Consider the following 13254-nt stretch of genomic DNA (forward strand, 5'->3'; position numbering starts at 1 on the left):
CGTGGTAGCAGACGATGGACAGCTGCGTGAACGATTTGGCGACCTTGGCCAAATGTTCGGTGTTATTGAAGGCGGGGTCGGGGGTGGTGGGCCCGCTCATTAGAAACAGCGGAATGCCACGTGCCTGCAAATGCTCGTAGATCGGCCAATACAGCGCGTCGTCAGGGTGCCTGGCGGGCGCAGCAAAGCCCGGTTCCAAGTCGATACCCGCCAAACCCAGCCCCGATATTGCACGGTCGATCTCGGCCGATGCACCTTCGGTACCCTGCAGGGCCGGGTCGATGCTGGCGATACCGAGTAACTCGTCGTGGTCACGGACGATGCTGTGAATCAGGTCGTTGGGCAGGTGTTGGCTGGGAGTATGGCGGCCGACCACCACCGCCCGGCTGAGCCCCGCATCACGGACCTCGTCGAGAAAGCCCTGGGGCGTGCGTGCGCGGGCGAAGTGCTCGTCATTGCCACGCGTACCCACCCGCCGATTCAGCCAGCGGGCGGTGCTGGCCCCGGCGCTGTCGGGCGTGGCCCCGAAAAAGTCGTGCAGGTACGCCGGGCGGCAACGCATATCAATCACCTTCATACCGCGGCCTCATTCTTGGTCGACTTTTTACCGGCCCGAATGTCAAACGCGCCCCCAGTCAGCACCTGATCTCGGACCGTGACCGGTTGTTTGCCCAGCAGTGGAAACACTAGCTCGGCGAAGCGGAAGGCTTCTTCCAAGTGTGGGTAGCCGGACAGCACAAAACGGTCGACCCCAAGGTCTGCGTATTCCTGCAGGCGAGCGGCCACGGTATGAGGATCGCCCACCAGCGCCGTGCCGGCTCCGCCGCGTACCAGGCCTACGCCGGCCCATAGATTGGGCGAGACCTCCAGCTTGTCGCGCTGCCCGCCGTGCAAGGCCGCCATCCGCCGCTGGCCTTCGGAGTCCATCTTGGCGTAGTTCTGCTGGGCATCTGCAATGGTGTCGTCGTCGAGGTGGCTGATCAGCTCCTCGGCGGCAGCCCACGCCTGCTCGTTGGTTTCACGCACAATCACATGCAAGCGCACGCCGAAATGCACGGTTCGGCCATGTTTTTTGGCTCGTTCCCGGACATCCGCGATCTTCTCGGCCACGGCAGCAGGCGGCTCACCCCAGGTCAGGTAGGCCTCCACATGCTTGGCAGCCAGCTCATGGGCGGCAGGGGAAGATCCGCCGAAATACAACGGTGGGTGCGGTTGTTGAACCGGTTTAAAGAAGTTCTGCGCACCTTCCACCCGCACGTGCTTGCCGGAAAAATCCACGGTCTCGCCGCTGAGCAATTGACGCCACACCGTGAGGAACTCGTCAGCAGCTTCGTAGCGCTGATCGTGGTCGAGAAAAATACCGTCGGCGGCCAATTCCGTGGCATCGCCACCGGGCACCACATTGAGCAGCAGGCGGCCGTTGCAGGCCTGGTCCAGCGTGGCCGCCTGACGGGCCGACGCCGTTGGGTTACCCAGTGACGTGCGCAACGCTACTAACAGTTTTATGCGATGGGTCACCGGCACCAGGCTGGCGGCTGTGATCCAAGGGTCCAGGCAACTGCTGCCCGTGGGAATCAACAGGCCGTCATAACCGAGGCTTTCGGCGGCTACCGCGATTTGTCGCATGTAGTCGTTGGTGGCCGGCCGGCCGCTGTCGGATCGGCCTAAATAGCGGGTGTCGCCGGAAGTGGGCAGAAACCAAAAAATATCGAAACTCATTAACACTATCCTCGCTGCAAAATAAGACGCCTACCCTCGGGTGAGATAAAGGGGCGACGTGTAGTGCAACGCAGGGCCGGCACGGCTCTATAAGGGGTGCTTGCTTGAGCAAGTCTGAGAAAGTGGCCGTTGGTTTAAAACAGCAAGCACTGTGCCAGTCGTATGAGTTATTGATTTATAACGATTAAGTTGGATATTGCCAAGGCAAGGTACTGTTGCTGAAAGGGGGTAAGTGTTGAAGTGCTGTTGTCAGGTCAACAGTTGCCAAGCCAATGACTGCTCTGGTCAGGGGCAGATCGTTACGCTCATTCAGGAGGCCGAGATAAACCACTGGTTTTGCGGGGCGCAAGTGTTGTTGGGGCAACAGGGATTAAGCAGGTTGTGCTCAGGCGATACATGACTCTGCAGCAACACTATATTTAACGTATTGATATATATGGTTTTATCTGCTGGCACGGAGACTGCAATAGCTGTTTGCAGACAGCACTCCGAAGGATAGCCACATGACCCATACACTGCCCCAGGCCTTGTTGTTACAAGCGGGTGCCCGAGGCGCGGCGATCGCCTTGCGCTACAAGCGCCTGGGCATCTGGCACACCCGTAGCTGGAGCGAGCTGGCGCAGGACGTCAGCGGCCTCGCTGCCGCGTTGCATCAGCGGGGGTTCAGGCGCGACGATGACTTACTGATCATCAGCCACGCCCGGGCCGAAGCCCTGTTGCTGGCGCTGGCCGCACAATGGTTGGGCGGCAGCGTCACGCTTCTGAACCCTGATCTCGACAGCCGTAAGCTGTTGATCAGGCTGAAACCGGCCTTTGTGTTGGCGCAAGCCTTGGACGCGGTACAGCAAATACGCAATGCCGATAGTCCACCACGTGTATTGCTGTACCTGGACGGGCGTGGCCTGAATGCCGCCGACGATCATGGGTTAAGCGCTTATGCCCAATTGTCTATTGGGGTAACGGCTGATGCACCGGCGCCCGCGACTGAATCAGCGGCCACGGCCTTTGTTTTTTATCCCACTACCGACGGCCAGCCTCAGCGCTTGAGCCATGGGCAGTTGCTGGAGGGTGCCCGCAAACTGGTGGCGCGAGAAAACCTGAGCTCCGGCGAAGAGGCTCTGGCGGCCCGGGTGTTTGCCGCCAGCGGTCAAGCGCGTTACCTGCTGGCGCCCTGGCTGAGCGCCGGGTTCTGCCTGAATTTCCCTGAAGCCTTGGCCACCCGTGATACCGACCGCCGCGAGCTAGGGCCAACCCTGGTGTTGGGTACCCGCGAATCCTATGCCCGCCTTGAGCACTGGGCCCGTGAACGCCTGCCATTGCCGGGCACGCTCAGTCATAAATTGTACCGTTGGGCAATGGTGTCGGATGCGCGCACTTTTCGACGCTGGCTCGGCTACTGGTTGATCCGCAGGCCCTTGCTTGATGTGCTGGGCATGAGCCGCCTGCGGGTGCCGTTGCTGGTGGGGCCAGTGCTGACCCAGGAGAGCGCCGAGTTCTTTGGTGCCTTGGGTATCCGTCCGAGAAACTGGCAGGAGCCATTCGCCCAACGCGAGCCTGTCGAAGCCCTGACCCATCTGATTTCTCAATCCGTCTGACGAGCCCCCATGAGCGCAACCACTGAATCCGTATTACTGCGGCTCGATGACATCTCCCTGTCGTTCAAGGGCGTCAAGGCCATCACCTCCATCAGCTTCGCCGTGAAGACCGGGGAAATCTGCGCACTGATCGGCCCCAACGGTGCCGGCAAAAGTTCGTTGCTGAACGTGATCAATGGCGTCTACAAGGCCCAAAGCGGCAGCGTCAGCTACGACGGGCAGACGCGGCGGCGCATGCGTGCGCACCAGGCCGCCGAGCGCGGGATTGCTCGGACCTTTCAAAACATCGCGCTGTTCAAGGGCATGAGTGTTCTCGACAACGTACTGACGGGCCGCAACCTCAAGCGCCGCAGCAGCTGGGTCGAGCAGATGCTGCGCCTGGGCCGCGCCCCTCGCGAAGACGACGAGCAGCGCCGTTACGCAGAACAGATTATTGAGTTTCTGCGCATCCATCCCTGGCGCCATGTGCTGGTGGGCAAGCTGCCTTATGGACTGCAGAAACGCGTGGAACTGGCTCGAGCACTGGCGGCGGAGCCGAAGCTGTTGTTGCTGGACGAGCCCATGGCCGGGATGAACGCTGAAGAGAAGGGGGAGATGAGCCAGTTCATCCGTGACATCAATCGTGAGTTCGGCACCACCGTCGTGCTGATCGAGCACGATATCGGTGTGGTTATGGGGCTTTGTGACCATGTGGTGGTGCTCGATTACGGCCGAAAAATTGGCGATGGCACCCCCGAACAGGTACGCGCTAACCCAGACGTGATCGCGGCCTACCTGGGCTCGCGGCGCGTCCGTAAGGAGAAGCATTGAGCATGGAATTCTTCTTTGAAGTGCTGATTGGCGGGCTGCTGGCGGGCGTCATGTACTCCTTGGTCGCCATTGGTTTTGTGCTCATCTACAAGGCCTCCGGGGTGTTCAACTTCGCTCAGGGGGCGATGGTGCTGTTCGCCGCACTGACCTTTGTCAGCCTGCTCGAACGCGGTCTTCCATTCTTTTGGGCCTTTGTCGCGACACTGGCAAGCATGGTGGTGCTGGCCTTGCTGATCGAGAAAATGGTGCTTCGGCCCTTGGTCAATCGCCCGCCGATCATTTTGTTCATGGCCACCCTCGGGCTGTCCTACGTGATCGAAGGCCTTGCGCAGTTCCTCTGGGGGGCTCAGGTCCACGGCCTTGAACTGGGCATTCCCGATGAGCCACTTGAAATACGCGGCATGTTGCTCTCGCAGTTCGACCTGTTCGCTGCGGGCACTGCCGCCACCCTGGTGATCGCCTTGTCGCTGCTCTTCAACAAAACCCGGGTTGGTTTGTCCTTGCGTGCGGTGGCCGACGATCCGCTGGCGTCCCTGGCGGTGGGCATTCGTCTGCCACAGATTTGGGCGCTGGTCTGGGCGGTGGCGGGCTTCGTCGGGCTGGTGGCCGGGCTGCTTTGGGGGGCCCGGCTGGGGGTGCAATTCTCTCTTTCGCTGGTGGTGCTCAAGGCCTTGCCGGTGCTGATCATCGGCGGTTTTTCCTCCATCGGCGGGGCGATTGTCGGTGGGTTGATCATTGGCGCAGCGGAAAAAGTCGCGGAGATCTACCTCGGCCCGATCATCGGCAGCGGCATCGAAAACTGGGTGCCTTACGTCCTCGCCTTGCTGTTTTTGCTGGTGCGTCCTGCCGGGTTGTTCGGCGAGCAGACGATCGAGCGGGTTTGATTTTTTTCAAGGAATGCCTCCATGCTTTATCAAGAAGCCGGTCAACTCAGCACCACCTACTCGGCCGAGCGGCGCACGTTTCGCTTGCGCCAGGACCGCCTGGGCCTGTGGCTGCTACTGGGCTTTGCCTTTATTGCGGTGCCCTGGCTGGGCAATGACTATTGGTTTAGCGCGATTCTGGTCCCGCTGCTGGTGCTGTCCCTGGCGGGGTTGGGGCTCAACTTGCTGACTGGTTACGCCGGGCAATTATCCCTGGGTACGGCGGCGTTCATGGCGGTGGGGGCTTTCGCGGCCTACAACCTCCAATTGCGAGTGCCCGGCTTGCCCTTGCTGGTGAGTTTTGCGCTGGGTGGGGTAATCGCGGCGCTGGTGTCAGTGCTCTTCGGGTTGCCGAGCCTCAGGATCAAGGGTTTTTACCTGTTGGTTGCGACGCTGGCTGCGCAGTTTGTCGTGGAATGGGTGCTGACCCGGTTCAGTTGGTTTACCAACGACAACGCGTCCGGGGTCATCACCTCGCCACCGCTGCTGATCGCTGGGCTGGACTTCAGTTCGCCCCGCGGCCGTTACCTGTTGACCCTGGCCGTGGTGGTGGTGTTGTTCTGGCTGGGCAAGAATCTGGTGCGCAGCGAGTTAGGCCGCAACTGGATGGCGGTGCGCGACATGGACACCGCCGCCGCAGTGATCGGTATCCGTCTGTTCAAGGCCAAGCTGCTGGCGTTTGCCATCAGTGGTTTCTATCTGGGCGTCGCCGGTTCGCTCTGGGCTTTTACCTACCTGGGCACCGTGGAACCTCACGGCTTCGACCTCAGTCGCTCGTTCCAGGTGCTGTTCATCATCATTATTGGCGGCCTGGGCAGTGTGCTCGGCAACTTTCTGGGCGCCGCATTCATCGTCCTGTTCCCGATCCTGCTGGCCAATCTCTGCGGGCTTTTACCCGCCGGTTTGATCGACTCTGGCCAGTTGGAAAACATCCAGAAAATGCTCTTCGGCGCGCTGATCATCGCTTTCCTGATCAAGGAGCCCGAGGGGCTGGCCCGGCTCTGGCAGCGCTTGCGCCAACGGGCTCGGGTCTGGCCGCTGCGTTATTGACTGGCTTCATCCCCAACAACATCGATATCCCACGAGGAACTGCCTTTATGACTCACCGCACACCGCTACGCAGCTTGGCGCTGGGCCTGGCCTTGATCACCGCCACGCTCAGTGCTGGCGCTCAGGCTGCCAACGAACAATACTTTCCCTTGCAGAGTTATCGGGTCGGCCCTTACGCCGCCGGTGGCACCGGCTTCTTCGGCGGGTTTATCGATTACCTGCAATACATCAACTCCAAGGGTGGTGTTAACGGCGTCAAGCTGACCTGGAGTGAGTGCGAAACCGAGTACGTGGTGGAGAAGGGCGTCGAATGCTACGAACGTCTCAAAGGCGGCCTTAACGGTGCGCCAGCGGCTGCCACCAACCCGCTGTCGGTGGGCATCGCCTACGCAACGATCGAGCGTTCGACGGCCGACAAGCTGCCGCTGATTACCATCAACCATGGCCGTACTGATTCCACCGACGGCAGTGTCTTCCCCTATGTGTTTCCGTTGCAACTGAACCCTTATTCGGAAGTCTCGGCGATCATCAATTACATCGGCCAGCGTGAAGGCGGGGCAGATAAGCTCAAGGGTAAGAAAATCGCCGTGCTCTACCACGGCTCGCCGTACGGCAAGGAAACCAATGGCGTGCTGGAGACGTTGGCGAAAAACGCCGGCTTTGAGTTGACCCTGTTGGAAGTACCGCACCCGGGCAACGAGCAGCAGTCCCAGTGGCTGAACATCCGCCGTCTTAAGCCTGACTGGGTGATCCTGCGCGGCTGGGGGGTGATGAATCCGGTGGCGCTAAAGTCGGCGCAAAAAGTCGGTTACCCGGCTGATCACATCATTGGCAATATCTGGAGCAACTCAGAGGAAGACGTGATACCAGCGGGTGCTGCCGCCAAGGGCTTCATCTCCATCACCACCCATCCTTCGGGGACCGATTTCCCGGTACTGCAGGGCATCAAGCAGAGCGTGGTGGACGCTGGCAAGGGCAACCTGGCCGATCCGAAGCGCTTTGGCACCGTGTACTACAACCTCGGTGTAGTGAACGGCATTCTCAACGTCGAAGCCGTGCGTCTGGCTCAGGAAAAATACGGCAACAAACCGCTGACCGGTGAGCAGGTGCGCTGGGGCTTCGAGCACCTGAATCTCGACGATGCGCGCTTGCAGGCATTGGGTGCCAAAGGACTGGTGCAGCCATTGAAACTGTCTTGCTCCGATCATGAAGGCGGCGGTGCCGTGCGCTTCCAGCAATGGGACGGTCAGCGCTGGAACCTGATCAGCGACTGGGTCCAGGCAGACCGCGCTTTGCTGCGGCCGATCATCGAAGCTTCCGCCGCCCAATACGCTAAGGAAAAAGGCATCACCCCGCGCAACTGCAGCCAGGAGCAATAAAGTCCGATGAGCCAGAGCCTACAGGCCGACCCGCCGTTGCTGAGCGTGGAACAGGTTGAAGTTTTCTACGAACAGTCAATTCTCGCTTTGCGCGGGGTATCGCTGCAGGTCGGCAAGGGGCAGATGGTGGCCTTGCTTGGGGCCAATGGTGCCGGTAAAAGCACCACGCTTAAGGCGATTTCCAACCTTGTGCGGGCCGAACGCGGTGAGGTGACCAAGGGCCGGATTCTGTATCAAGGGCAAGAGATCACGGATGCTGACCCTGCCAGCCTGGTGTTGGCGGGACTGGCCCAGGTGCTTGAAGGGCGGCACTGCTTCACTCACCTGAGTGTCGAGCAGAACCTGCTGGTCGGCGGATTTGTCGGGCGGCCGTCACGCAAGGTGCTGAATCAGCGTCTGGAACGCATCTACGGCTACTTTCCCAGGTTACGCCTGCTACGCAAGCGCCTGGCCGGCTACACCTCCGGTGGCGAGCAGCAAATGGTCGCCATCGGTCGCGCACTGATGTCCGAGCCGCGACTGCTACTGCTTGATGAACCTTCCATGGGCCTGGCGCCCCAGGTGGTCGAGGAGATATTCGAGATCCTCGCCCGGCTCAACCGCGAGGAGGGTTTGAGCCTGCTGGTGGCCGAGCAAAACATCAACATCGCCCTGGATTACGCTCAGTACGCCTTTGTGCTGGAGAACGGCCGGGTGGTGGATGCTGGTTCGGCAGCAGAGTTGGCCGGACGTGAGCAGATGCAGAACTATTACCTGGGGGCTGTGGGGTGATGCTGATGACGCAGCATATTCTCGATTTGCTCTACCGAATCCTGAGTGCGACGGGCCAGGTTGCGGACTTCATCCGCCACCACCGCAAAACCTCGGCCCTGGTCGCCGGCGCGCGCCGCTTCGATGGCGGCATTCAATGCCAACAGGTTGGTTTGCTCGGCAACACTCTTGATCACGCTCGCTACCTGAGAGATGTTGGCGTAGGTATCGCGGGTACCAGCCTGTTCCCGGTCCCTTAAATCCATGGCAGTACGCTCATCGCTGATGTCACGCACGGCGCCGATGACTCTGATCAGCACGCCGTTATCGTTATAGAGGCCGCGACCGCGCTCACGAAACCAGAGAACACCTCGGGTTTTGTGGCGCATACGGTATTCGGTCACGTAGGGCTCTGTGTTACCCGCAATGGCGAGATGGTCGTTGAGCACCTGTAGGATCCGAGTCAAATCCTCGGGGTGCACCACTGACATGAAACTTTGCCAGTCATCCGTGAACTCTGAGCGGGAATAGTTGATGAGCGCACGGAACTGATCCGACCACCGAATAACATTGTCCGCATGATTGGCATCGCCGTTGTTGACCTGCAGGTCCCAGCATCCCTCAGTCAGGGTTTGCTGAGTCAGGTCCCACACTTTTGCTTCGGCTTGCAAATGGGCCATTTGAGTCGAGAGCGCCTGTCGTTCGCCAGTGCTTTGCAGCAATTCGTTCTGCAGTTTCAGGCTGGCAGCCCGCGACTGGGCCAGCTCTGCCTGCAGCGCGGTAAACTGTTCGGCGGTACAAGGCGGCGCAGGTATTGCGAGGACATCACGCTGCAGCGCTTGGATCTGACGATAACCTTCGGCGACTTGCGTCAGGACGTCCAGAACCTCGGGAAAAGTTTGCAACTGAGCGGTGTCGTCGGTAGTTGCCTGCTGGCCGGCAAGCGACCGGCGAAGTGCCTGGACGAATCTGTCCGCGAGCGTGCGGCGACTGTTTAGCAACCACATCTATCAATCTCCATTTGCCGGTACCCAGTAGAGCGTTTCATTGAGCCTTCGCGGAATCGCTCCAGCAGCAGATTGACGTCTACGCTCGATGATCAACGGCCCTTTCTCCCCATGCGCGCCTGCCTAAGAATGAAGCTGAAAGTAGACGTCTTTGGTCGCTAACGTTTCATTCGAGCCTGGCAGGCGCGGTTCCTTGACGAGGAGAGGGGTTTGCTCTGGCGGCGATCAGTCCAGTCCCAGCACCTTTGCCAGCTCGACGTAATCCAGGCTCCACAAGGTGCCACCGCCCAGTTTTTGGTTGTGCTGGGAACGGAAACCGGTCAATTGCTGGCCGCGCTTGCTCAGCGTACGAGCCATCTCCAGGGGTACGGCGAACGGATAGGCTTCCTCCGGCACCAGCCAGCCTGGGCAGAACGCCATAGCCAAGGCGCGACGCGGACGATTGGAAACATTGGCGCCGCCGCCGTGAACAACTTTCCCGGAGTACAGGAACGCATCGCCTTTTTCCATGACCACCGGGATGGTCGGGGTGTTCTCGATACGTTCACGGTCGTTGAAATCGGGCCAGTTCTGGCTGCCCGGAATGATGCGCGTGGCACCCATTTCCTCGGTGTAGTCAGACAGCGCCACCAGGCAGTTGCACATCACTTCCGGGCCCGCTGGGCCGAGGTTGCGAAACACCGGATAGTTTTCCAGGTCGCGGTGCAAGTACTGGAGCTTTTCAGTGGGCTGGATCTCGATGATCTGTGCTGCGTTCATCCAGTAGGCGTCGCTGGTTTCCAGCATCATGGTGTCGATGTAGGACAACAGGATGTCATGGTCCAGCATTTCTTCGCGAAAGGTCTTGCTGCGGCGAATCAGTTGCGTCACGCGCTTGGTCTTTTTGCCAGCGAACTCCTGCATCCAGTCCGGTCCAGTGTTGCCCGAAGCCCAGTCGGCGACGATAGGGTCCATCTCGGCGTTGAAACGGTCGACCTGGGCGCTAAACAGGCCCTTGATGATGACGCCGCCGTCCTCATCAATGATGCGCTTGATGATCTCGGGTGCGGTACCTGCGGCGACTTCACGCAGTTTCACATGTGCTTGGTTTTGGGGGTGGATCTGGGTGGCGGGCATGAGATTCTCCAGTCGTTTTGGACGTTACGGATTGGCGCAAGGCATGGATCAATATTAGGGCTGCTGCGCTCCACTCAACAGGTGGCTGAAGGCCAAATATCTACGCTTTGGCGGCCACCACATTGGCTGGCGACCACAGGAGTTTGGCCACCGCGAACCTGTGCAGGCGTCAGGCAGACCTGCAACATCTCTTGGAAAAAAGGGCCGTCGTGACGACAGGTTCTACCATTGGCAGGAGATGCTCATGCGCAGCGATATCAGCTTCAAGACAACCGACGGCCTGACGTTGAAAGGCTGGCTTTATGTTCCGGCCGGCGCCGACGGCCACCACCCAGCAATCGTCATGGCGCACGGTTTTACCGCAGTCAAAGAGCAATACCTCGACCGCTATGCTGAAGTCTTCGCCCAGCATGGTTTCGCGGTGTTGGTCTATGACAACCGCAATTTCGGCGCCAGCGAAGGTCTGCCGCGTCAGGAGGCCGATCCACTGTTGCAGGTGCGTGACTATCGCGATGCGATCACCTATGTCAGCAGCCTGGACAACATCGACGCTTCGCGGATCGGTGTCTGGGGTTCGAGCTACAGCGGTGGTCATGTACTGCAAGTTGCTGCCTTCGATCGCCGGGTCAAGTGCGTGTCCGCCCAGGTTCCAGCCATCAGCGGCTCTGCTGATGTGCGCATGGCGGTGCGTCCGGATTTGTTACCCGGCTTGATCGACGCGTTCGAGGCTGACCGCACCGCGCGTTACGCAGGTGAACAGCCGCTGTTGATGGACGTGGTCGCTGAAGACCCTAAGGCTGATTGCGCGTTGCCTGGCCAGGACTCTTTCGACTTCTTCATCGACAGCCACAACAGCGTTGCCCCGGCCTGGCGTAATGAGGTCACGCTCAAGAGCATCGAATTACTCAACGAGTACGAGCCGGGCTATGCCATTGATCGAATCAGTCCCACGCCGCTTCTATTGATCGTCGCTAAAAAAGATACGGTCACGGTTCCAGACCTTGCGCTCAAGGCCTACGAGCGTGCGTTGCAGCCCAAGCACCTGGTGCTGCTCGACTGTCGTCACTTCGACCCTTACCTGAGCGAGTTCGAAGCCTCAAGCACTGCGGCTATTGAATGGTTCAAACGTCACCTCTGATCAAGCCTACTGCCTTTGAAGGAAACACCTATGTCCGCTGCAAAATGGCCCGAAGCCCACAGCCAATCCAAGGCTCTGTATGACCGCGCGAGCAAAGTCATGCCGGGCGGCATCACCCGCATCCTGCCGTGGCAGGAGCCTTTCCCCGTATACGCCGGCAGCGGCTCGGGGGCTTATGTCACCGATGTCGACGGCACGTGCCGGCTGGACCTGTTGAACAATTTCGCTTCGCTGATTCACGGTCATGCGCACCCGGCAATTGTCGCCGCCATTCAGGAGCAGGTCACCAAGGGCACCGCATTCACGTTGCCGACCGAGGCTGAAGTGGCACTGGCCGAAACCATCTGCGCCCGTGCCGAAGGGTTCGAGTGGGTTCGTTTCTCCAACTCCGGCTCCGAAGCGGTGATGTGCGCCATCAAGGCAGCCCGCGCAATCACCGGGCGCTCCAAGATCGTCAAGGCTGAAGGGGTTTATCACGGCTCTTACGACTATGCCGAAGTCAGCCTTGATTCCTCGCCGGAAAACTGGGGTGACGATCCCCAGTCCATCGGTTACTCGAAGGGCACCCCTGAAGGCGTCAAGAACGACGTCGTGGTGATCCCGTTCAACGATGTAGAGGCAGCTGAACGGATCATTCTGGCCAACCGCGATTCTATCGCGGCGATCATCATCGATCCGGCGCCGAGTTACTTCGGTTTTGTTCCGGTGTCTCAAGCCTTTATCGAGATGATTCGTCGGGTCTCGACCGAAATCGGTGCGGTGTTCATTCTTGATGAAGTCATCACCTTTCGCGTACACAGTGGCGGCGCGCAAACCCGCTTCAACATCAAGCCTGACCTGACCGTACTGGCGAAAATCATCGGTGGCGGATTTCCGGTCGGCGCGGTGGTCGGCTCGCGCAAGTTCATGCAGGTATTCGACCACCGCGAAGGTAAGCCGCTGTTGCCATGGAGCGGTACCTTCACCGCCAACCCGATCACCATGACCGCAGGCAAGATTGCCCTGGACCTATACACCCAGGCCGAGTCTGATCGTATGGACGTGCTCGGCGATCGCTTGCGCGCAGGCCTGACCGAGGCGTTTGCCAATGCTGACTTCCCGGGGCAGGTGACGGGCTTTTCGTCGATGTTCATGATTTTTGGTCATCAGCGTGAGGTGCAGGATTACCGCTCTGGTTATTCCAGCAAGGAGGAGATGAAGTGGGTGACTGCACTGCAACGCAATCTGGTGCTTGAGGGGTATCACATTGCCAAGACGGGCAAGGCTTTCCTCTCGACGGTGATGACCGAGGAGGACGTCGATGGCTTTATTGCGGCCACTGAGCGCGCTGCAAAATTGGCGGTAGCGTAACGCTGAAGGTTTAGACAAGTGCGATAAAGGAGGCGCCGAGAAGGCGCCTCCTTTGCTCTCTACCCGCCGCGTCGGTTATTGAGCGGTGTAGGCTCCGTCCACGGTCAGCAGCGAGCCGGTCATCCACTGGGCGTCTTCCGAGGCGAGGAATGTCACGGCCTTGGCAACGTCATCGACATTGCCGATACGCGGCCAAGGTGTCAGGTTTTCAAGCAGTGTCTTGATCTCGGGGTCATCCAGTTCCTGGCGGACCATGGCCGTGGCCAGGAAGCCTGGGCACACGGCGTTGACATTGATTTTGTGCGCGGCGAAGTCGACGGCCAGTTGGCGGGTCAGGTTGTTTACCGCGCCCTTGGAGGCGCAATAGGACGCTTCCTGTGCCAAGCCAACCAGGCCACCGATCGAGGAGATGTTGAC

12 protein-coding genes and 2 pseudogenes are annotated in these 13254 nt (G+C 59.7%); 8 read left to right on the forward strand and 6 right to left on the reverse strand.

Features of this window, described 5'->3' with window-relative positions; translation table 11 throughout:
- Positions 1–577: amidohydrolase family protein (locus tag M0974_RS27975; protein ID WP_297844836.1), on the reverse strand; the 577-nt coding region annotated here is incomplete at its 3' end.
- Complete coding sequence (gene ssuD, locus M0974_RS27980) at positions 574–1719, reverse strand: FMNH2-dependent alkanesulfonate monooxygenase (protein WP_297844837.1); 1146 nt, start codon at positions 1717–1719, stop codon at positions 574–576. The genes ssuD and M0974_RS27975, both read right to left, overlap by 4 nt.
- 503 nt (positions 1720–2222) lie before the next feature.
- Between ssuD and M0974_RS27985 the strand changes: the two genes are divergently transcribed.
- From M0974_RS27985 to M0974_RS28010, 6 genes are read left to right on the forward strand one after another with little or no spacing between them, the layout of a single operon-like run.
- Positions 2223–3314 (forward strand): AMP-binding protein, encoded by a 1092-nt coding sequence (locus tag M0974_RS27985; protein ID WP_297844838.1) that lies wholly within the window; start codon positions 2223–2225, stop codon positions 3312–3314.
- Between the two features lie 9 nt (positions 3315–3323).
- Positions 3324–4124 carry an ABC transporter ATP-binding protein gene (locus M0974_RS27990; protein ID WP_297844840.1) on the forward strand — a complete coding sequence of 267 codons (801 nt, stop codon included), beginning with the start codon at positions 3324–3326 and terminating at the stop codon, positions 4122–4124.
- A gap of 2 nt (positions 4125–4126) precedes the next feature.
- Positions 4127–5008, forward strand: a complete 882-nt coding sequence (locus tag M0974_RS27995; RefSeq protein WP_297844841.1) for a branched-chain amino acid ABC transporter permease — start codon at positions 4127–4129, stop codon at positions 5006–5008.
- Positions 5009–5029: 21 nt separating this feature from the next.
- On the forward strand, positions 5030–6097 hold the full coding sequence (locus M0974_RS28000; protein WP_297844843.1) for a branched-chain amino acid ABC transporter permease: 1068 nt from the start codon (positions 5030–5032) through the stop codon (positions 6095–6097).
- Positions 6098–6144: 47 nt separating this feature from the next.
- Complete coding sequence (locus M0974_RS28005) at positions 6145–7476, forward strand: ABC transporter substrate-binding protein (RefSeq protein WP_297844845.1); 1332 nt, start codon at positions 6145–6147, stop codon at positions 7474–7476.
- A 6-nt stretch (positions 7477–7482) separates the two neighbouring features.
- Complete coding sequence (locus tag M0974_RS28010; protein ID WP_297844847.1) at positions 7483–8247, forward strand: ABC transporter ATP-binding protein; 765 nt, start codon at positions 7483–7485, stop codon at positions 8245–8247.
- Between the two features lie 23 nt (positions 8248–8270).
- Here the strand turns inward: M0974_RS28010 and M0974_RS28015 are convergent.
- The 3 genes and pseudogenes from M0974_RS28015 to M0974_RS28025 all read right to left on the reverse strand — a co-directional run.
- Positions 8271–8522 (reverse strand): annotated as a pseudogene (locus tag M0974_RS28015) (methyl-accepting chemotaxis protein); the annotation flags it as partial.
- Positions 8505–9233: pseudogene (locus M0974_RS33410) on the reverse strand (PAS domain-containing protein); the annotation flags it as partial. The pseudogenes M0974_RS28015 and M0974_RS33410, both read right to left, overlap by 18 nt.
- Before the next feature lie 225 nt (positions 9234–9458).
- Entirely contained in the window at positions 9459–10349 is an 891-nt protein-coding gene (locus tag M0974_RS28025; RefSeq protein ID WP_297844849.1) for a phytanoyl-CoA dioxygenase family protein, read from the reverse strand.
- Between the two features lie 244 nt (positions 10350–10593).
- Here M0974_RS28025 and M0974_RS28030 point away from each other — a divergent pair, with 244 nt between their 5' ends.
- Positions 10594–11487, forward strand: a complete 894-nt coding sequence (locus M0974_RS28030) for an alpha/beta hydrolase (protein WP_297844851.1) — start codon at positions 10594–10596, stop codon at positions 11485–11487.
- A gap of 30 nt (positions 11488–11517) precedes the next feature.
- The gene (locus M0974_RS28035; protein WP_297844853.1) at positions 11518–12837 is read left to right on the forward strand and encodes an aspartate aminotransferase family protein; all 1320 of its coding nucleotides are present in this window, start codon (positions 11518–11520) and stop codon (positions 12835–12837) included.
- A 75-nt stretch (positions 12838–12912) separates the two neighbouring features.
- On the opposite strand, the gene M0974_RS28040 is transcribed toward M0974_RS28035, so the two are convergent.
- A partial coding sequence (locus M0974_RS28040) for an SDR family oxidoreductase (protein ID WP_297844855.1) occupies positions 12913–13254 on the reverse strand: 342 nt, incomplete at its 5' end.

It is taken from the genome of Pseudomonas sp. (assembly GCF_026224925.1).
Classification (GTDB): Bacteria; Pseudomonadota; Gammaproteobacteria; order Pseudomonadales; family Pseudomonadaceae; genus Aquipseudomonas.

Excerpts from the sequence above, each read along its gene's own strand:
- M0974_RS28000 (WP_297844843.1), top strand. The coding sequence starts at position 5,030 with ATGCTTTATCAAGAAGCCGGTCAACTCAGCACCACCTACTCGGCCGAG.
- M0974_RS28025 (WP_297844849.1), bottom strand. The coding sequence starts at position 10,349 with ATGCCCGCCACCCAGATCCACCCCCAAAACCAAGCACATGTGAAACTG.
- M0974_RS28030 (WP_297844851.1), top strand. The coding sequence starts at position 10,594 with ATGCGCAGCGATATCAGCTTCAAGACAACCGACGGCCTGACGTTGAAA.
- M0974_RS28035 (WP_297844853.1), top strand. The coding sequence starts at position 11,518 with ATGTCCGCTGCAAAATGGCCCGAAGCCCACAGCCAATCCAAGGCTCTG.
- M0974_RS28010 (WP_297844847.1), top strand. The coding sequence starts at position 7,483 with ATGAGCCAGAGCCTACAGGCCGACCCGCCGTTGCTGAGCGTGGAACAG.
- M0974_RS28005 (WP_297844845.1), top strand. The coding sequence starts at position 6,145 with ATGACTCACCGCACACCGCTACGCAGCTTGGCGCTGGGCCTGGCCTTG.
- M0974_RS27995 (WP_297844841.1), top strand. The coding sequence starts at position 4,127 with ATGGAATTCTTCTTTGAAGTGCTGATTGGCGGGCTGCTGGCGGGCGTC.
- ssuD (WP_297844837.1), bottom strand. The coding sequence starts at position 1,719 with ATGAGTTTCGATATTTTTTGGTTTCTGCCCACTTCCGGCGACACCCGC.
- M0974_RS27990 (WP_297844840.1), top strand. The coding sequence starts at position 3,324 with ATGAGCGCAACCACTGAATCCGTATTACTGCGGCTCGATGACATCTCC.
- M0974_RS27985 (WP_297844838.1), top strand. The coding sequence starts at position 2,223 with ATGACCCATACACTGCCCCAGGCCTTGTTGTTACAAGCGGGTGCCCGA.